20 protein-coding genes are annotated in these 18,276 nt (G+C 60.3%); 8 read left to right on the top strand and 12 right to left on the bottom strand.

Annotated elements, in window-relative coordinates:
• The first annotated feature begins 143 nt into the window (after positions 1–143).
• Entirely contained in the window at positions 144–1,331 is a 1,188-nt protein-coding gene (gene cfaB, locus ABTV87_RS29425; RefSeq protein WP_085606267.1) for a C17 cyclopropane fatty acid synthase CfaB, read from the top strand.
• 2 nt (positions 1,332–1,333) lie between these two features.
• Here the strand turns inward: cfaB and cls are convergent, their stop codons facing one another.
• Positions 1,334–2,773: a cardiolipin synthase gene (cls, locus tag ABTV87_RS29420; protein ID WP_011336657.1), complete on the bottom strand. Its 1,440-nt coding sequence runs from the start codon at positions 2,771–2,773 to the stop codon at positions 1,334–1,336.
• A gap of 146 nt (positions 2,774–2,919) precedes the next feature.
• On the opposite strand from cls, the gene ABTV87_RS29415 reads away from it, so the two are divergent.
• Entirely contained in the window at positions 2,920–3,438 is a 519-nt protein-coding gene (locus tag ABTV87_RS29415; RefSeq protein ID WP_007954220.1) for a DUF3617 domain-containing protein, read from the top strand.
• A gap of 46 nt (positions 3,439–3,484) precedes the next feature.
• On the opposite strand, the gene ABTV87_RS29410 is transcribed toward ABTV87_RS29415, so the two are convergent.
• The 6 genes from ABTV87_RS29410 to folE2 are packed head-to-tail and all read right to left on the bottom strand — an operon-like array spanning position 3,485 to position 8,697.
• Positions 3,485–4,822 (bottom strand): dihydroorotase, encoded by a 1,338-nt coding sequence (locus tag ABTV87_RS29410; protein WP_433898772.1) that lies wholly within the window; start codon positions 4,820–4,822, stop codon positions 3,485–3,487.
• Positions 4,823–4,825: 3 nt separating this feature from the next.
• The gene (locus ABTV87_RS29405; protein WP_011336655.1) at positions 4,826–5,386 is read right to left on the bottom strand and encodes a carbonate dehydratase; all 561 of its coding nucleotides are present in this window, start codon (positions 5,384–5,386) and stop codon (positions 4,826–4,828) included.
• Positions 5,383–6,258 carry a metal ABC transporter substrate-binding protein gene (locus ABTV87_RS29400; protein WP_433898771.1) on the bottom strand — a complete coding sequence of 292 codons (876 nt, stop codon included), beginning with the start codon at positions 6,256–6,258 and terminating at the stop codon, positions 5,383–5,385. The genes ABTV87_RS29405 and ABTV87_RS29400 overlap by 4 nt, the downstream gene beginning before the upstream one ends.
• A gap of 11 nt (positions 6,259–6,269) precedes the next feature.
• Positions 6,270–7,136 (bottom strand): metal ABC transporter permease, encoded by an 867-nt coding sequence (locus ABTV87_RS29395; protein WP_433898770.1) that lies wholly within the window; start codon positions 7,134–7,136, stop codon positions 6,270–6,272.
• Positions 7,136–7,804: a metal ABC transporter ATP-binding protein gene (locus ABTV87_RS29390; RefSeq protein ID WP_127800739.1), complete on the bottom strand. Its 669-nt coding sequence runs from the start codon at positions 7,802–7,804 to the stop codon at positions 7,136–7,138. The genes ABTV87_RS29395 and ABTV87_RS29390 overlap by 1 nt, the downstream gene beginning before the upstream one ends.
• Positions 7,801–8,697 carry a GTP cyclohydrolase FolE2 gene (gene folE2 / locus ABTV87_RS29385; RefSeq protein ID WP_433898769.1) on the bottom strand — a complete coding sequence of 299 codons (897 nt, stop codon included), beginning with the start codon at positions 8,695–8,697 and terminating at the stop codon, positions 7,801–7,803. Before folE2 ends, ABTV87_RS29390 begins: the two co-directional genes overlap by 4 nt.
• A gap of 84 nt (positions 8,698–8,781) precedes the next feature.
• Here folE2 and ABTV87_RS29380 point away from each other — a divergent pair, with 84 nt between their 5' ends.
• Positions 8,782–9,981 (top strand): N-acetylmuramoyl-L-alanine amidase, encoded by a 1,200-nt coding sequence (locus tag ABTV87_RS29380; RefSeq protein WP_433898768.1) that lies wholly within the window; start codon positions 8,782–8,784, stop codon positions 9,979–9,981.
• Here the strand turns inward: ABTV87_RS29380 and ABTV87_RS29375 are convergent.
• Complete coding sequence (locus ABTV87_RS29375) at positions 9,978–10,352, bottom strand: glutamine synthetase (protein WP_085606250.1); 375 nt, start codon at positions 10,350–10,352, stop codon at positions 9,978–9,980. The genes ABTV87_RS29380 and ABTV87_RS29375 overlap by 4 nt on opposite strands.
• A gap of 223 nt (positions 10,353–10,575) precedes the next feature.
• On the opposite strand from ABTV87_RS29375, the gene zigA reads away from it, so the two are divergent.
• The gene (zigA, locus tag ABTV87_RS29370) at positions 10,576–11,781 is read left to right on the top strand and encodes a zinc metallochaperone GTPase ZigA (RefSeq protein WP_085606248.1); all 1,206 of its coding nucleotides are present in this window, start codon (positions 10,576–10,578) and stop codon (positions 11,779–11,781) included.
• On the top strand, positions 11,781–12,431 hold the full coding sequence (locus ABTV87_RS29365) for a DUF1826 domain-containing protein (protein ID WP_221535505.1): 651 nt from the start codon (positions 11,781–11,783) through the stop codon (positions 12,429–12,431). Before zigA ends, ABTV87_RS29365 begins: the two co-directional genes overlap by 1 nt.
• A 4-nt stretch (positions 12,432–12,435) precedes the next feature.
• Here ABTV87_RS29365 and ABTV87_RS29360 read toward each other — a convergent pair whose 3' ends face one another.
• Positions 12,436–12,792, bottom strand: coding sequence for a hypothetical protein (locus ABTV87_RS29360; RefSeq protein WP_007954239.1), 357 nt, complete (start codon positions 12,790–12,792; stop codon positions 12,436–12,438).
• A gap of 25 nt (positions 12,793–12,817) precedes the next feature.
• Between ABTV87_RS29360 and ABTV87_RS29355 the strand changes: the two genes are divergently transcribed.
• Entirely contained in the window at positions 12,818–13,789 is a 972-nt protein-coding gene (locus ABTV87_RS29355) for a CobW family GTP-binding protein (RefSeq protein WP_433898767.1), read from the top strand.
• A gap of 1 nt (position 13,790) precedes the next feature.
• On the opposite strand, the gene ABTV87_RS29350 is transcribed toward ABTV87_RS29355, so the two are convergent.
• A complete protein-coding gene (locus ABTV87_RS29350) occupies positions 13,791–14,204 on the bottom strand; it encodes a DUF3301 domain-containing protein (protein WP_007954242.1) in 414 nt (137 codons plus the stop codon).
• Positions 14,205–14,321: 117 nt separating this feature from the next.
• On the opposite strand from ABTV87_RS29350, the gene pdxY reads away from it, so the two are divergent.
• Positions 14,322–15,194: a pyridoxal kinase PdxY gene (gene pdxY, locus ABTV87_RS29345; RefSeq protein ID WP_433898766.1), complete on the top strand. Its 873-nt coding sequence runs from the start codon at positions 14,322–14,324 to the stop codon at positions 15,192–15,194.
• A gap of 103 nt (positions 15,195–15,297) precedes the next feature.
• On the opposite strand, the gene ABTV87_RS29340 is transcribed toward pdxY, so the two are convergent.
• Positions 15,298–15,780, bottom strand: a complete 483-nt coding sequence (locus ABTV87_RS29340; protein WP_003229693.1) for an acyl-CoA thioesterase — start codon at positions 15,778–15,780, stop codon at positions 15,298–15,300.
• A gap of 281 nt (positions 15,781–16,061) precedes the next feature.
• Between ABTV87_RS29340 and ABTV87_RS29335 the strand changes: the two genes are divergently transcribed.
• Positions 16,062–17,825 carry a cation:proton antiporter gene (locus ABTV87_RS29335; protein ID WP_433898765.1) on the top strand — a complete coding sequence of 588 codons (1,764 nt, stop codon included), beginning with the start codon at positions 16,062–16,064 and terminating at the stop codon, positions 17,823–17,825.
• Positions 17,826–17,846: 21 nt separating this feature from the next.
• On the opposite strand, the gene ABTV87_RS29330 is transcribed toward ABTV87_RS29335, so the two are convergent.
• Complete coding sequence (locus tag ABTV87_RS29330) at positions 17,847–18,254, bottom strand: SMI1/KNR4 family protein (protein WP_007954245.1); 408 nt, start codon at positions 18,252–18,254, stop codon at positions 17,847–17,849.
• Positions 18,255–18,276 lie beyond the last annotated feature (22 nt).

Genomic DNA, 18,276 nt, shown 5'->3' with positions numbered 1-18,276 from the left:
TTTGAGAAGGCGCACTGAAGCAAGGATGACAGCGCCATTACAGCCTCTGCGGCTGATAGTCGGCGACTATCAAATCGATAGCCTGCTAATTTTCAAGGATGGTCTACCCTCAGATCAGACGTCTGAAACCAGGGGGATATTCCATGCTCGCGCAACTTCCACCGGCCTTACAGAATCTGCAGCTTCCGCTTCGCCTGCGACTCTGGGACGGCCATGAATTCAATCTGGGCCCGACGCCCAGCGTCACCATCGTGGTCAAGGACCCGCAGATGGTCACCCAGTTCACCCATCCAAGTCTGGACGCATTGGGTGCGGCCTTCGTCGAGGGCAAGCTCGAACTGGAGGGCTCGATCAGCGAAGTCATCCGGGTGTGCGATGAGTTGAGCACGGCGCTGCTCAATGAAGACGAAGAAAGTCAGCCGGTGCGCACCGTGCACGACAAGGAAACCGACGCCAAAGCCATCTCCTACCATTACGACCTGTCCAACGCGTTCTACCAGCTGTGGCTGGACAGCGACATGGCGTATTCCTGCGCGTATTTCGAAACCGGCAGCGAATCTCTGGAGCAAGCCCAGCAAGCCAAGTTCCGGCATCTTTGTCGCAAGCTGCGTCTGCAGCCAGGCGATTATCTGTTGGACGTCGGTTGCGGTTGGGGCGGATTGGCGCGTTATGCCGCCCGCGAGTTCGGCGCCAAGGTCTTCGGTATCACCCTGAGCAAAGAGCAACTGGCCCTGGCCCGCGAGCGAGTCAAAGCCGAGGGGCTGGAAGATCAGATCGAACTGCAACTGCTCGACTACCGCGATCTGCCACAGGACGGGCGTTTCGACAAAGTGGTCAGCGTCGGCATGTTCGAACACGTCGGTCATGCCAACCTCGCCGAATACTGCAAAACCCTGTTCGGTGCGGTGAAAGAGGGCGGTCTGGTGATGAACCACGGCATCACCGCCAAGCACACCGATGGCCGTCCGGTCGGACGCGGTGCCGGGGACTTCATCGAGAAGTACGTGTTCCCCAACGGCGAGCTGCCGCACCTTGCGATGATCTCGGCCGAGATCAGCGAAGCGGGTCTGGAGATCGTCGACGTCGAGAGCCTGCGCCTGCACTACGCGCGCACCCTGGATCACTGGAGTGAACGGCTGGAAGACAACCTCGAAGCCGCCGCGAAACTGGTGCCGGATCAGGCGCTGCGCATCTGGCGTCTGTACCTGGCGGGCTGCGCTTACGCATTCGCTCGGGGCTGGATCAATCTGCATCAGATCCTTGCCGTGAAGGCCCATGCCGACGGCAGCCATGAACTGCCGTGGACGAGGGATGACATCTACAACCCTTGAACCTAGAGAATCGGTGAAATAAGCCGGGCGATCCGCATGCCGACCTGTTGCAGGCGGTGGATCTCCCGGCTTTCTTCTTTGGCGACCTCGTAGGCCTGGGCGAAGTCATCGTTGAGCATCTGTTCCACGCTGGCGGCGAATTCGCTGTCGACGGTCAGCAGCATCACTTCGAAATTCAGCCGGAACGAGCGGTTGTCCAGATTGGCGCTGCCGATGGCGCTGATTTCACTGTCGATCAACACCACTTTCTGATGCAGGAAACCCGGCTCGTAGCGGAATACCCGCACGCCAGCGCGTACCGCTTCGAACGCGTACAGGCTGGAGGCGGCGTAGACGATGCGGTGGTCGGGACGCGAAGGCAGCAACAGGCGCACGTCGACTCCGCGCAGAACTGCCAAGCGCAACGCCGCGAACACGGCTTCGTCGGGAATGAAGTAGGGGCTGGTGATCCACACGCGCTCGGTGGCGGCGTGGATGGCTTCGACGAAGAACAGCGAGCAGGTTTCGTAGGCATCCGCCGGGCCGCTGGCGAGCAATTGGCAAAGCACGCCGTCCTCCGGGTACGCGTCCGGCAGGATCAGCGGCGGCAATGATCGCGCGGCCCAGAACCAGTCTTCGGCAAACGACTCCTGCATGCACGCCACCACCGGGCCGCGCACCTGGACGTGGGTATCGCGCCACGGTGCCAGCGGTGGTTTTTCACCCATGTATTCGTCGCCTACGTTGTGCCCGCCAACAAACCCGATCAGCCCGTCGACCACCACGATCTTGCGGTGGTTGCGGAAATTCACCTGGAAACGATTGAGCCAGCCGCTGCGGGTGGCGAACGCCTTGACCTCGACGCCGCCGTCGCGCAGCGCCTGAACGTAGCTGTGGGGCAGGGCGTGGCTGCCGATACGGTCGTAGAGCAAATGAATCACCACGCCTTCGGCCGCTTTCTTCAGCAGCAAGTCACGCAGGCGCTGACCGAGACGATCGTCGTGAATGATGAAAAACTGGATCAGCACCGCTTCCCGTGCTTGGTCGATTGCGTGGAAAATCGCCTCGAAGGTGGCTGCGCCATTGATCAGCAATCGCACTTCATTGTTGGCCAGGCACGGCATGCGTCCCAGCTTCGGCATCGCCCGTAACGAGTCATAAGCATTCGAGGCGCGGGCAGTCAGGGCTTCTTCCACCCACGGCCGCCAGTTGAGTTCGGAAATCGCCTGGCGCATCTGTTCGTTGGCCTGGCGGCGGGCCTTGATGTAGCCATCGAAGGTGCTGCGACCGAACACCAGATAAGGGATGAGGGTGAGGTAGGGAATGAAGATCAGCGACAGCGCCCAGGCGATCGAGCCTTGGGCGGTGCGTACGGTCAATACGGCATGGATCGCGGCGATTGAGCCGAGGGTGTGTATCAGGGCGATCAGATAACCGAAAATGTGCGGTCCGAAATAATCCATGGGGCAACCTTGCTCCTGAAGATTCAATGCTTAACAGACCATGTTCCATGGCGATTGTCGCTATTTGTTTTCAAGCCGCCAGCGCCCGCCATGAACCGAAACAGGCGGCCGGCGTCTAACGGCCACTACTGATCAGGAGTTTTTCAATGAACGTTCGTCTGCTGGGTTTGGCGCTGGGCCTGGGTTTGGCCTTGCCGGTGGTTGCTCAGGCGCAAATGCTGCAGCCGGGGTTGTGGGAAATGACGTCGAGCAATGTGAAGGTCGATGATCAGGTGATGGATGTGCAATCGATCCTCGGCCAGATTCAGGGCCAGATCACCCCTCAGCAACGGGCTGAACTGGAGAAGCAGGGGATCAACATCGGTGGCAAGGGCATCCGCGCCTGCCTGACGCCGCAACAGGTGGCGACCAACGATATTCCACTGGCGGATCCGCAGTCGGGCTGTAAACAGCAGATCACCGAGCGTGTCGGCAACCAGTGGAAATTCCGCTTCAGTTGCCCGAAAGCTCAAGGCACCGGCGTCGCGACGTTCCTCAGTGACCGCGAGTTCACCACCGTCGCCAATGGCACTTTCAATGCCATCGGGATCAACCAGAAGGGCAGTCTGGAAACCCGGGCAGTCTGGCTGGGTCAGGATTGCGGCACGGTCAAACCGCGAGCATAACGTCATTATCGAAACCGCCTCCACATCGAGTGGAGGCGTTTTTTTTTCAGCGCATGAACCGCAGCGGCAATCCCTGGCAGTTGTCATGGATCCGATGGTCATGCCATGCGATTTGCCCAGACACCATCGTCGTGCTGACCCGATGCCGAAAGCTGCGCTGAGCGAAGGGCGTCCAGCCGCATTGCGACAGAACGGGTTGGCGTGACACCGCGACACCTTTGGGCTCCGGTTGAATCAACACCAGATCCGCCCAATACCCTTCACGCAAATAACCGCGATCCGGAATGGCAAACAGATCCGCCACCCGGTGACTGGTCTTGGCCACCAGCGTGGTGATCGGCAACACGCCATCCGCCACCAGTTCCAATAACGCCGGCAGCGCGTGTTGCACCAGTGGCAGTCCGGACGGTGCCTGTTCATACGCTTGCTGTTTTTCCACCCAGGTGTGCGGTGCGTGATCGCTGCCGATCACATCCAGTCGATTGCTCAGCAATGCCTGGCGCAGGGCGTCACGATCGCTCTGGGACTTGATCGCCGGATTGCATTTGATCAGGTTGCCGAGGTTCGGATAGTCACGGTCATCAAACAGCAAGTGATGCAGGCAGACTTCGGCGGTGATGCGTTTTTGCGACAGCGGCTTGTCTTCGAACAGGGCCAGCTCGCGCGACGTGGTCAGGTGCAGGACGTGCAGACGAGTGCCGTGACGTCTGGCCAGATCCACCGCCAGAGACGATGAGCGAAAGCAGGCGTCGGCATTGCGGATCAGCGCATGGGCATCGGGTGGCAAATGGTTGCCGAAGCGTTCGCGCAGATTCGCTGCGTTCGCATCGATGCTCGGGGTGTGTTCACAATGGGCCAGCAGAATGGTCGGCACTTCCGCGAACAGGCGCTCGAGGGTGTTGGGGTCGTCCACCAGCATGTTGCCGGTCGACGCGCCCATGAACACTTTGACCCCGGCCACCTCGCTCGGATTGAGTGCTGCGACCGTGTCCAGATTGTCGTGACTGACCCCAAAATGAAAACCGTAGTTGGCCACCGAGTTGATCGCTGCCCGGCGCTTTTTGTCGGCCAGCGCGTCAAGGGTCAGGGTGGCAGGGTGGGTATTGGGCATGTCCATGAAGCTGGTAATTCCGCCCGCTACCGCCGCACGTGATTCGGTGTGGATGCTGCCCTTGGCCGGCGCACCCGGCTCACGGAAATGCACCTGGTCGTCAATCATTCCCGGCAGCAGCCATTGGCCGTTGGCTTCGATTTCCCGGGTCGCGTTTTCACCTTCGATGCTGCCGGCGATCTTGACGATGCGCCCGTTGCTGACCAACAGATCGGCGTCGAATTCACGCCCCTCGTTCACCAGCCGCGCATTGCGAATCAGCACACTGCTCATGATTCAGAACTCGTTCTGCAGGGCTTTGTAGCCGCGCACCAGGTCGACGTTGGTACGCGCCACGTCTTCGGAAAACTCCGAAGCGCTGACGCTCACCGGCGGGAATTGCGAGAGGTCGGTGCCCGGGCCGATGCGGGTGGTGGAGGGCACGTAGAACGCGTCCGGCAGATCCCGACCGTCGACCACCGAGTTGTGCCGCACCACGCAACCGTTCCCTACAACACAGTTGAATAGCACGCTGTTGAAGCCGATGAAAACCCGGTCGCCGACCGTGCACGGGCCATGCACGATCGAGCGGTGGGCGATGGAGCTGAATTCGCCGATGGTCACCGCCGCGCCGGATTTGGAGTGGATCACCACGCCGTCCTGGATGTTCGAATTGGCGCCGATGGTGATCGGCTCCATCTCGCCCGTGGCGTCCACTTCATCGGCGCGGATCACCGCATACGGGCCGACGAACACGTTTTCCCCGATCACCACTTTGCCGCAGATGATCGCGGTTTTATCGACGTAGGCAGACTCGGCAATCTGCGGCAAATCACCGGAAGGATTTTTACGGATCATGGTTGGCTCAGGGCTTGGTAAAGAGTGTTGAGGTTGTATTTGAACAGCCCGGTGAAGGTACTGGCCGGACCGCTGGCGGCGAGGGCATCGGAGTACAGCGTGCCGCCGATGTGTGCGCCGCTTTCGTCGGCGATCTGTTTCAGCAGGCGCGCGTCCTTGATGTTTTCCATGAACACCGCTTTGACCTTGGCCTGGCGAATCTGGGTGATCAGCGCGGCGACTTCGGCAGCGGAAGGTTCGCGTTCGGTGGACAGACCTTGTGGCGCCATGAAGTCGATGCCGTAGGCCTGACCGAGATAACCGAAGGCGTCGTGGCTGGTAACGATCTTGCGGTTGCCCGGCGGCAGTGAACCGAGCTTGGCTTTCGCTTGGGCGAGGAGGGCGTAGATCTGTTTCAGGTAGGCCTGGCTGTTGCGCTCGTAGTCGGCTTTGTTTGCCGGATCGGCGGCGATCAGCGCCTTGGTGATGTTGGCGACGTACAGCTCGGCGTTCGCCAGGTTGTGCCAGGCGTGAGGGTCGGGAACGGTTTCGCCGTCCTCATCCAGCGAGCGCGGAATCACGCCGCGGCTGGCGCTGATCACCGGAGCTTTGGTGTCGGTGCTGGCGACCAGCCGATCCAGCCAGGGTTCGAAACCCAGCCCGTTCTTTACGATCAGTTTCGCCTTGAGCAGGGCTTTGGCGTCATCCGGCGTCGGTTCGTAAGTGTGGGCATCGGCGTCAGGGCCGACCATGTTGGTGATCTGGATATGCTCGCCGCCGACCTGATGCACCATGTCGGCAAGGATGCTGAAGCTGGTGACCACCGGCAGTTTTTCCGCCGCCGATAACGACATCGACAGCATCAGGCTGAATAGCACGAGTAGAGCGCGCATCGGGAAAGACCTCATTGGGATGTGAGCAAAGGCGGGCGGCGCAACAGACCGTGAACCGGTCCGAACACCACGGACAACAGGTAACCGCCACCGGCGACCAACACGATGGCCGGGCCGCTGGGCAGCGAGTAGTAGAACGACAGCAACAGGCCGAGCCATACCGAGGCGCAACCGATGAGCGCGGCGATGGCAATCAGGATCGGCAGGCGTCGGCTCCAGAAGCGTGAAGCGGCAGCGGGCAACATCATCAGGCCGACCACCATCAAGGCGCCGATCGCCTGGAAGCCGATCACCAGATTGAGCACCACCAGCGTCAGGAACACGCCATGGGCGACGGGGCCGAGTCGGCTGACCGTACGCAGGAAAAACGGATCGAGGGTGTCGAGCATCAACGGTTTGTAGATCAGCGCCATGGCCATCAGGCTGAGTGCCGATACCCACAACATGCCGTTGAGGGTCGGCCCGTCCACCGCCAAGGCAGAGCCGAACAACAGGTGCAGCAGATCCAGTCGCTTGCCGGCGATGCCGAGAATCAGCACGCCGCTGGCCAGCGAGATGGGATAGATCGCTGCGAGGCTGGCGTCTTCACGCAGGCCGGTGCGTCGGGTGATCCACGCGGCGAGTCCGGCCATGCTCAGGCCGGCACCGAGGCCGCCGAGAGTCAGCGCCGGCAGACTCAGCCCGGCGAACCAGAACCCTAGCGCGGCACCGGGAAGGATGCCGTGGGCGACAGCATCACCGATCAGGCTCATCCGGCGCAGGATCAAAAACACACCCAGTGGTGCCGTACTGCACGCCAATACCAGGCCGCCGAGCAGGGCCCGGCGCATGAAGACGAACTCGTGGAACGGTTGCCATAAATGGCTCAGCGTGAGCATCAGGCCACCTGCGTGTGAGGCGTTTGCTGGATGAGATCGTTGCTGCTGCCGAATGCGCAGCCGCTCTGTTTGATCAGCAAGGTCTGTGGAATGTGTTGGCGCACAGCGGCAAGGTCATGGCAAACCACGACCAGGGTTCGCCCTTGTTCGTGCCAGGCGTGCAAGTGTTGCCACAACAGTGTCTGTCCCAGTTCGTCGAGCGCGGCATGGGGTTCGTCGAGCAGCAGCAACGGTGTGTCGGCCAGACTCAATCGGGCGAGCAGGGCGCGTTGCAGTTCTCCGCCGGAGAGGGCCATCAGGGGACGATGTTCCAGTCCGCTCAGGTGCCAGTCTTCCAGTGCGGATTCGAGACGTTGGGCTCTCAGTTGCGATGACAGTCGGCGTCCCCAGAATCCGGCCGCCACTAATTCCTGAAGGCTGATCGGGAACTGTCGATCCAGATGCTGTTGCTGAGGCAGAAAGGACAAGCCGCTTTGGCGTGGAACACCCAACTCGACCTTGCCGGCCAGCGGTCGCTGTAAACCGGCGATGACTTTGAGCAGGCTGCTTTTGCCGCTGCCGTTGACGCCGATGATTGCCGTCAGGCTGCCACTTTCCAATCTCAGGTTGAGCGGTGCAGTGAGTGGTTGGCCGGGTATCCCCCAGCTCAGGTTGTGGCAGCGAATCATGGCTGCTCCCGGCGCCAATGACTCTCGGCGACGGCGTCGTGAGCATGAAGGCTTTCGGCGTGGATGACTCGTACGTGGAATTCGCTGACACCGGGTGAGCGACGCAGTGCCAGGTTCAGGCGTCGGGCAGCGTCTTCGCAGAACATCAGGTTCTGGCCATTGGCGAGGGCGAAGGCTTGTTCGTCGGCGCGTTTCACAGCGGTTTGCACGGCGGTGCCGAGGGCAGCTTCGGCGTCGTTGATGATGGACGTCAGGGGTAGTTCGTCGACGAATTCATCCAGGTGCAAATGTAACTGGGCGGTACTGCGCTGGCTGTGAGGTGTGGCCACGATGCCTTGTGTCGAGCCCAACCACGCCAACACATCGGCGTGTTGCAGCGGTTTGTTGGCAAAGTCGTCGATGAATTGTTGCTGGATCAACTGCCTCGCTAATGCTGCAGAACATGGGCAAGTCGAGGAATACGCGACGTCGATTTTCAGTTCCACGTGGAACACTTTGTTTTTTAGCTGGGCTGAAACAGTGACGGGATAGGTTTTCCATCCTGCCAAAGGACTGACCAACGCGGGCCTTCTCAGCAATAAATCAGTGTGGATATTCAGGTAGGCGGCTTCGGATAGGTCTTCGTGGCTGTCGAGAAAACGCTGCAGAACTTGACGCAAAAGGGCGGGAGAAAGGTTCTGCTGTTCCAGCGCTTCCAACCCCAGATAGAGCCGCGACATGTGAATGCCGCGTGCGTCTCCGTCATCCAGACTGACGCCTGCATCCGCTTTGGCAGCCAGTCGTTGGCCTTCGATAAACACAGGTAATGCGATGCCGCACATCCCCACCCATTCGAGAGGCAGGGCCTGGCGGGCGGCTTGAGCCGCGACATCCGGCAAAGTCAGCGCGTTCATGAGCAGTTCCATCATGGTGATTGAATTTGATGTTACATTATAACAATTCAAACCACGATGCCTTTTTCATGAACAGGCTTTCATATGCACAGACGCCACTTGCTCAACCTGATGCTGGCCAGCGCGGCCTTTGTTTTGCCTTTTTCGTTGTCCGCCACGCAGATACGCAATGCGCGGCTTTGGCGTTCGGATGACAAGCTTCGGCTGGTGTTCGATCTGAGTGGTCCCGTGAGCTACAAGACCTTCACCTTGAGCACGCCGGAGCGGTTGATCATCGACTTGAGCGGTGCCAGCCTGAGTGGTGATTTCAGCCAGTTGGCGTTATCCGGCACCCCTATTCATTCGATCCGCTCAGGGTACTTTGGCCAAGGGAACACCCGGATCGTGCTGGATCTAAGCAGACCGGTTCAGCTCAATTCATTCTTGTTGGCGCCTCAGGATGGGCAAGGGCATCGCCTGGTTTTGGACTTGATGACTGCTTCAGCAGGGCTCCCGGCGAGCGTTCCACGTGAAACACCCCAGGAAAAATCTCACCCCAAGCGCGACATCATGGTGGTGGTCGACCCCGGGCATGGCGGGAAAGATCCGGGTGCAATCGGCGCCAAGGGCGAGCGGGAAAAGGATGTGGTGCTGTCCATTGCGCAACTGCTCGCACGTCGGCTTAAGCGAGAGAAAGGCTTTGATGTGAAGCTGGTTCGTAACGACGATTTCTTCGTCCCGTTACGCAAGCGTGTGGAGATCGCGCGTCAGCACAAGGCCGACATGTTTATCTCGGTGCACGCCGATGCTGCGCCGCGTCTGACCGCCTCTGGCGCGTCGGTGTATTGCCTGTCCGAAGGCGGCGCAACATCCGCGACCGCGCGGTTCATGGCGCAGCGTGAGAACGGTGTGGATCTGCTTGGCGCCACCAGCCTGCTCAATCTCAAGGACAAGGATCCGATGCTCGCTGGCGTGATCCTCGACATGTCGATGAACGCAACCATCGCCGCCAGTTTGCAACTCGGAAGCACCGTGCTGGGCAGCCTGGCCGGAATCACCACGCTGCACCAAAAGCGCGTGGAACAGGCTGGATTTGCCGTTCTGAAATCGCCGGATGTGCCGTCAATCCTGGTGGAAACCGGGTTCATTTCCAACGCACGAGACAGTCAGCGCCTGGTGACGGCGCGTCATCAGCAGGCCGTGGCAGACGGTTTGTTTGAGGGCTTGCAGCGCTATTTCCAGAAGAATCCACCTGTCGACAGCTATATGGCATGGCAACAAGAGCAGAAAGGATCGCGGGTTTAGCAGCCAGTGATCCGGCTGCAGGTGAACTTCGCACTGCTGCCGCCTGAGCTGGAGAACCGATTGATCGTCGTCCATCCCACGCGGCGATTGTAGCCAACCCAGGCTTCCCCATCGGAAGCGATGCCGGTGAAGAATGTCAGTTGGCCGTAGCGGCTGTTGGTTTGTGCCCAGTAGCGGTTGCCTGCTTTCTCGAATCCGCGCAGGTAAATCGTGCTGCCGACCGTGTTGACGCTATAGGCGTTGCCGTTGCCATCGATGCACGCCAACAGGTTCGCGCTGCGCGTGCAATTGGCGAGCCCCGGCACCTGTGCTTCGGCCTTCAGCGTCAGCAATGCAAGGCAGATAAGCGAGTATTTCAGCGCAGTTTTCATGACGTAACTCGGCGACGAACTGATTGCAGCTTCCGGCCCTTTGTCACTTTGGGCAAGAAGAGAGTGGATTGATTTTGTTGTTATACTATAACATTAATCGGACAAGGCTTTCCGTGGCTTCCTTTTCAAGCGTCCGTTTCCCTGGTGATCCCATCGAAACCCAAGAACGCTCGCCCCGAGAGCCTCCAGCGCTGTTTAGCGACCGTCTGATGAGGTTTATCCAATGTCTTCCCGACTTCCCGTGACCGTTTTGTCCGGCTTTCTCGGCGCCGGAAAAAGTACACTTTTGAATTACGTACTACGTAACAGAGATGATCTACGCGTCGCCGTTATCGTTAACGATATGAGCGAAATCAACATCGATGGCAGCGAAGTCCAGCGTGATGTCAGCCTGAACCGTGCAGAAGAGAAGCTCGTGGAAATGAGCAACGGCTGTATCTGCTGTACGTTACGCGAAGACCTGCTTGAAGAGGTCAGCCAGCTGGCACGTGAAGGCCGCTTCGATTACCTGCTGATCGAATCCACGGGAATCTCCGAGCCGTTACCCGTGGCCGAGACATTCACTTTCCGTGATGAGCAGGGGCAAAGCCTCGCCGACATCGCTCGGCTCGACACCATGGTCACTGTAGTCGACGGCATGAACTTCCTGCCGGACTACCAGGCCGCTGAAAACCTCGCGTCCCGTGGCGAATTCCTCGGTGAAGAAGATGAGCGCTCGATCACCGATCTGCTGATCGAGCAAATCGAGTTCGCCGACGTCCTGTTGATCAGCAAGATCGACCTGATCAGCAGCCGCGAGCGGGAAGAGCTGATGGCCATTCTCAGACGCCTCAACGCTCAGGCCGAGATCATCCCGATGGTCATGGGTGAAGTGCCGCTGGAGAAAATTCTCAATACCGGTCGTTTCGACTTCGAAAAGGCCGCCCAGGCCCCGGGCTGGCTGCAGGAACTGCGTGGGGAACATGTGCCGGAAACCGAAGAGTACGGCATCGCTTCCACGGCCTATCGGGCGCGCCGGCCTTTTCATCCACAGCGCTTCTTCGACTTCATCGATCGTCCTTGGGTTAACGGCAAATTGCTGCGCTCCAAGGGCTTCTTCTGGCTGGCCAGCAAACCCACCGACGCCGGTAGCTGGTCTCAGGCAGGTGGCCTGATGCGCCACGGTTTCGCCGGGCGCTGGTGGCGCTTCGTGCCGAAAGAACAGTGGCCGCAGGATCAGGAAAGTACCGCCGCGATCATGGAAAACTGGATCGCCAGCGTAGGTGATTGTCGCCAGGAGCTGGTGTTTATCGGGCAGAACATCGATTTCGCACAGCTGTCGTCGGAACTCGATGATTGCCTGCTGACCGATGCCGAAATGGCGCTCGGTACTCAAGGCTGGTTACAGCTGCGCGATCCTTTTGGTTCCTGGCACGACGAGGTGGCCTGATGCTCGCCCTGAAACCGCTGTCAGGCAGCACGCGCCATCAGTCTTTCGGCCAGACCCCGCAGGCACTGGCGGACATTCTTGACGACGAGACCAACCTTGCGGTCTGGCAACGACAGCTTCCGCTGCACATTGCCGAATTCGCGGACTTATTGTTGTCTCTGAACGAGCCTTACGCCGAGGCGCTGTGCCTGGAATTGCCGGACGAAGACGCAGAACCGGATCTCACGGGACTGGCCAGCGGCTTTCGCGATCTGGAAGGCTACGAAGGATTTATCGCCGACCTGAAATGGCTGGTCAGTGCCTTCGCCTGCCTGCTGGGGGCGCGACGGATCGGCTTGCGCCTGCGGGTGCTGGACAAGGCCATGTGTCCGCGTTTTCACGTCGATCATGTGCCGGTGCGGTTGATCACGACATACGCAGGTGTCGGCAGTGAATGGTTAAGGGAAGGGCAGATGGATCGTCGGCAACTGGGAAAGCCGCAAGCCGAGCCGCAGGAAGCGTCACGGATTCAGCAATTGAATCGGGGCGAAGTGGCATTGCTCAAGGGCGAAAAATGGCACGGCAACGAAGGTTTCGGGCTGATCCATCGCTCGCCGCAACCGGCGCCGGGAGAGCGGCGGCTGATGCTGACCCTCGACTGGCTCGGATAGCGCCTCAGGGCTTGAGCCATTTCCCCTGGCTCTGGGCCTCGCAATAGGGCTGCAAATACGCCGCATCGGTGGCCACGCCGTAATAGTGGATATCCTGACGATAAGGCATATTGGCGACTTGCGCGTTGCTGCACACGCCGAATGCGCCGGCGGGGCACTGGTCGACGTATTGAACCTCGACTTTCTGCCCGGCCAGGGTCGGCTGGCAGAAGCCGTCGTTGAACAGTTTTTCCGGGATGTTGCGGTTCTGCTGGCAGACTTTCACGTCGAGCCGCTCTGCCTGACTGTGCACCACGCAGGCCTGTGCCAATGCCTCGCCCGACACCAGCGTCAGCAGCAACGACCATCCCATCCACCGCATCTTCGACCTCCAGAAAACCTTGATCATGTTGCAGAACATTCCCACCCACGTCATCGCAGGCCCCTTGGGCGCGGGCAAGACCAGCCTGATCCGCCAGCTCTTGGCCCAGCGACCGGCGGGCGAGCGCTGGGCGGTGTTGATCAACGAGTTCGGCCAGATCGGGCTCGACGCTGCGCTGTTGACCCGCGACGCCGATGGTATCGCACTGGGCGAAGTGGCCGGGGGCTGTTTGTGTTGCGTGAACGGTGCGCCGTTCCAGATTGGTCTGGGGCGTTTGTTGCGCAAGGCGCGGCCGGATCGCCTGTTCATCGAGCCCTCGGGGCTTGGGCATCCGGCGCAGCTGCTGAAGCAACTGAAAGAGGCGCCGTGGCAAGGCGTACTCGCCGTACAACCTTGCGTGCTGGTGCTGGACGCCCACGCTCTCGCCGCAGGCAAAGCGCTGCCGGACGCGCAGCAGGAAACCTTGTCCGGCGCGGGCCTGCTGCTATTGAACAAGGCAGAAAGCCTCGACGAGCCCACGCGTGAGCGAATCACCCGACAATTGCCGCCTGTCCGACTGATCTGGACGCAGCAGGCGATGTTGCCGCTCAGCGAGTTGCCGGGTCTGGCGGTGCAGGCGCAAGCAGGTGCGGATAAGTTGGTTGTGCCTCAGGGGCTGGCGCAGATGCCGGCCATCTGGAGCGATCCGGCATTGCCGATCTGCCTGAGTCAGGCTCAGGAGGGTGGCTGGAGCATCGGTTGGCGCTGGCATCCGAGCCAAGTGTTCGACGTATCGGGGATAACCCAATGGCTGAAAAGCCTGAACTGGCGCCGGGCCAAACTGGTGATTCACAGCCCGGACGGCTGGCAGTCAGCCAATGCGCTGGACAATGCCGAGCTCAGCTGGCTGCCCAGTGAATGGCGCAAGGATTCCCGGATCGAGCTGATTTTCGACGAACCGCAGGCAGTCAGTGAATTACAGGCCGGACTGGCCCGGTGTCGGCTTCAGACGAGCTGACTCAAGGCTTCCACTTGGTATGTTCCTGACGCCACTGGCTCAGCTCGATCACTTCACCACGCGGCTTGGTCACTTCCACCACGGGCGGCGTGTCATCAAATGGCGCCGGGTAGGGCGCCAGCTCAATCTGCGCGCTGTGCGCACCGAACTGGGTGATGGTGCCGTTGTGCCGGGTTTCGCCGGTCACGGTGAATTCGAAATTGTAGACCCGGGCCAGACGTCGCCGACCGCTGGCGTCCTTGATCAAGCCGATCTTCTTCAGCGCCACGTTACCGTCGAGCAACTCGACGCCGACATTCACGCAATGCTGTTTGACCCGCTCCAGCGCCCGCTCGCGCAAGCCGTGGTTGTGCCAGAGCCACGCACCGGCGACGGCGAACAGCATCAGCACGAAAATGTTTTCCAGGGTGAGCATCAACACGAAACTCCAAATGATGGCGTCAGCTTAACTGCGTCGCCGGTCTGTCGTACAGGCTGCGTTTCGTCGCATACTGCGCGGCTTGAATTTCAATCGTTTTACGGAAAAACCCGAATGAAACGTACGCCTCATCTGCTCGCCATCCAGTCCCATGTGGTGTTCGGCCACGCCGGCAACAGCGCTGCGGTTTTTCCGATGCAGCGGGTCGGGGTGAATGTCTGGCCGCTCAATACGGTGCAGTTCTCCAACCACACGCAGTACGGCCAGTGGGCCGGCGAAGTGCTGGCGCCGCACCGGATCCCGGAACTGGTCGAAGGCATCGCCGCCATCGGTGAGCTGGGCAATTGCGATGCGGTGCTGTCCGGTTATCTCGGCAGTGCGGCGCAGGGCCGGGCGATTCTCAGTGGCATCGAGCGGATCAAGGCGGTCAACCCGAAAGCCCTTTATCTGTGCGACCCGGTAATGGGGCATCCGGAAAAGGGTTGCAGCGTTCCCGCCGAGGTCAGTGATTTCCTGCTGGAAGAGGCCGCCGCTGTTGCGGACTTCATGTGCCCGAACCAGTTGGAGCTGGACAGCTTCTCCGGGCGCAAGCCGCAGTCGCTGTTCGATTGCCTGGCGATGGCGCGGGCGCTTCTGGCACGTGGCCCGAAAGCGGTGCTGGTCAAACATCTGGATTATCCAAGCAAACCGGCGGATGGCTTTGAAATGTTGCTGGTGACGGCCGAGGGCAGCTGGCATCTGCGTCGTCCGCTGCTGGCGTTTCCGCGTCAGCCGGTGGGAGTGGGCGATCTGACGTCCGGCCTGTTCCTGGCGAGAGTGTTGCTCGGTGACAGCCTGGTGGCGGCTTTTGAATTCACCGCAGCAGCGGTGCATGAAGTGCTGCTGGAAACCCAGGCTTGCGCCAGTTACGAGCTGCAACTGGTGCGGGCGCAGGACCGGATTGCGCATCCGCGGGTGAAGTTCGAGGCCACGCCGATCAGCCTCTGATACCGCGTCGGCTTCAATCGCGAGCAGGCTCGCTCCCACGGATAAAACATCACCTGTGGGAGCGAGCCTGCTCGCGATAGCGGTCGTCAGATCGCTAAAAATCTCAGGCGTCGCCCTTGATTTCCTGATAGCGCTTTTCCAGCTCCTGACGGATCTGCCGGCGTTGCTGCGCCTGCATGTAGCGGCGCTTGTCTTCGCTGTTCTGCGGTTGCAGCGGCGGTACGGCGGCGGGTTTGCGCTGATCGTCCACCGCGACCATGGTGAAGAAGCAGCTGTTGGTGTGGCGCACCGAGCGCTCGCGGATGTTCTCGGTCACCACTTTGATACCGACTTCCATCGAGGTGTTGCCGGTGTAGTTCACCGACGCCAGGAAAGTCACCAGTTCGCCGACGTGGATCGGCTCGCGGAAAATTACCTGATCCACCGACAGGGTCACCACGTAGCGGCCGGCATAACGGCTGGCGCAGGCGTAGGCCACTTCGTCGAGGTATTTGAGCAGGGTGCCGCCGTGGACATTGCCAGAGAAGTTGGCCATGTCGGGGGTCATCAGTACCGTCATCGACAGCTGGGCGTTTCCGGGTTCCATAACGTTCTCACGGGTCAAGGCAGGGTTGCTGAAAGAAACACCTCTGCGGGTGCCTGGTCGCTTTTCAAAAGCACCGTTATCGGGACGCCAGGCAACTGGCCGCCGTCACGCCCGAATCGATCTGTTTCCATATATTGCACCGCCTTTCAGCCGGAAGTCGCGGTGTTACCCTGCAAAAGCCCACCCCAAGGGCGATTCCTACACCCAAAGCGGATTTTTACTCAGCTCGCCCAGACATTTCCCATGCCTGCGTGAGCCTCGTCATTCAAGGAGCCCACACCATGCATGCCATCAGCTTTATTCAGGATCTGGCGGTGATCATGTTGGTCGCAGGTGTGGTGACCGTGCTGTTTCACCGCTTCAAGCAGCCGGTAGTGCTCGGCTACATCGTCGCCGGCTTCATCATCGGCCCGCACACACCGCCCTTCGGCCTGATCCACGACGAAGAAACCATCAAGACCCTCGCCGAGCTGGGAGTGATTTTCCTGATGTTCTGCCTGGGCCTGGAGTTCAGCCTGCGCAAGTTGTTCAAGGTCGGCGCCACGGCCTTCATCGCAGCGTTCCTCGAAATTGTCCTGATGATCTGGATCGGCTACGAAATCGGCCGCTGGTTCGAATGGAACACCATGGATTCGCTGTTCCTCGGCGCGATCCTGGCGATTTCCTCGACCACCATCATCGTCAAGGCGCTCAACGACCTGAAGATGAAAAACGAGCGCTTCGCCCAGTTGATCTTCGGCGTGCTGATCGTCGAGGACATTCTCGGCATCGGCATCATCGCCTTGCTGTCGAGCATCGCTGTCAGCGGCACGGTGAGTTCCGGCGAAGTGTTTTCTACCGTCGGCAAGCTCTCACTGTTCATGATCGTCGCGCTGGTCGTAGGCATTCTGTTGGTGCCGCGACTGTTGGCTTACGTGGCGAAATTCGAAAGCAACGAGATGCTGCTGATCACCGTGCTGGGCCTGTGTTTCGGCTTCTGCCTGCTGGTGGTCAAGCTCGAGTACAGCATGGTGCTCGGGGCGTTCCTGATCGGCGCGATCATGGCCGAGTCGCGGCAACTGCTGAAAATCGAGCGCCTGATCGAGCCGGTTCGCGACCTGTTCAGCGCGATCTTCTTCGTCGCCATCGGCCTGATGCTCGACCCGATGATCCTTCTGCAATACGCGTGGCCGATTGCGGTGATCACGGTCGCCGTGGTGCTGGGCAAGATGCTGTCCTGTGGCCTCGGGGCGTTTATCGCAGGGAATGACGGACGAACCTCACTGCGGGTCGGGATGGGGCTTTCGCAGATTGGCGAATTCTCTTTCATCATCGCGGCGCTGGGGATGACGCTCCAGGTCACCAGCAACTTCCTGTATCCGGTGGCTGTGGCGGTTTCGGTGATTACCACGTTGCTGACGCCGTACCTGATCCGGGCTGCCGATCCGCTGTCGATCAAACTGTCTGCCGCCATGCCGCAGCGAGTCGGTCGAGTGTTCGGAATGTACGGCGAATGGCTGCGCAGCATTCAGCCGCAGGGTGAGGGCGCGATGCTGGCCTCGATGATCCGGCGAATCCTGCTGCAGGTCGGGGTCAATCTGGCGCTGGTGATTGCGATCTTCTTTGCCGGCGCTTTCTTTGCCGGGCGCCTCTCGATCTGGATGCAGGACTGGATCGCCGATCCGAGCTGGCAGAAGGCGTTGATCTGGGGCGGGGCGTTACTGGTGTCGTTGCCGTTCCTGATCGCGGCCTATCGCAAGCTCAAGGCGCTGTCGATGCTGCTGGCGGAGATGGGCGTGAAGCCGGAAATGGCCGGGCGTCACACACAGCGAGTGCGCCGGGTGATCTCCGAAGTGATCCCGATTATCTCGCTGCTGGTGATTTTCCTGCTGTTGGCAGCCTTGTCGGCCAGTATCTTGCCGACCAACAAGTTGCTGGTGCTGATCGCCGTAGTCGCGGCCGCCGTGGCGGCGCTGCTCTGGCGCTGGTTCATCCGGGTGCACACGCGGATGCAGGTGGCCCTGCTGGAAACCCTCGACAACCACAAGGAGCCGTCGGGGCACTGACCACCCATGGTGCGGGGCGTTTCAGCTTTCCAGCCAGACGTCCCGCGCCCAGTGCCAGACCGATTCCCAGGACTCTTCGGTGATCAGTTCTTCTTCGCCCGACCACAGCACCACGGTGCCGTCTTCTTCGACGCAGTAGTAGTCGTCACCGTCCTGGCAGATCGGGATCAGGTCGCGCGGCACGCCGGCATCCCAGGCATTGGCAGCGACGTCCGGCAGGTAGGTGTGGGATTGCGGGTCGGTGACGGTCACCGGCTCCAGACTGCCGTAAACCACGTCGCTGACGGTCAGCAGAAACTCTTTGAAGACGAACGGGATGTTGATGAAGAGCTCTTCTTCGATTTCCACCAACTGGTCTTCGTCGGGCAACTCCAGGGGAACCGGTACGGGTTCGTTGGCTTCGCGCAGTTGTTCGATGATTTCTTCCACGTCCGGGATCCTCTTGCTTGAA

Source organism: Pseudomonas sp. PSE1(2024) (assembly GCF_050990555.1).
Classification (GTDB): Bacteria; Pseudomonadota; Gammaproteobacteria; order Pseudomonadales; family Pseudomonadaceae; genus Aquipseudomonas; species Aquipseudomonas aphyarum.
The sequence above is the reverse complement of the archived record's forward strand: the minus strand, read 5'-3'. Positions and strand labels throughout refer to the sequence as shown.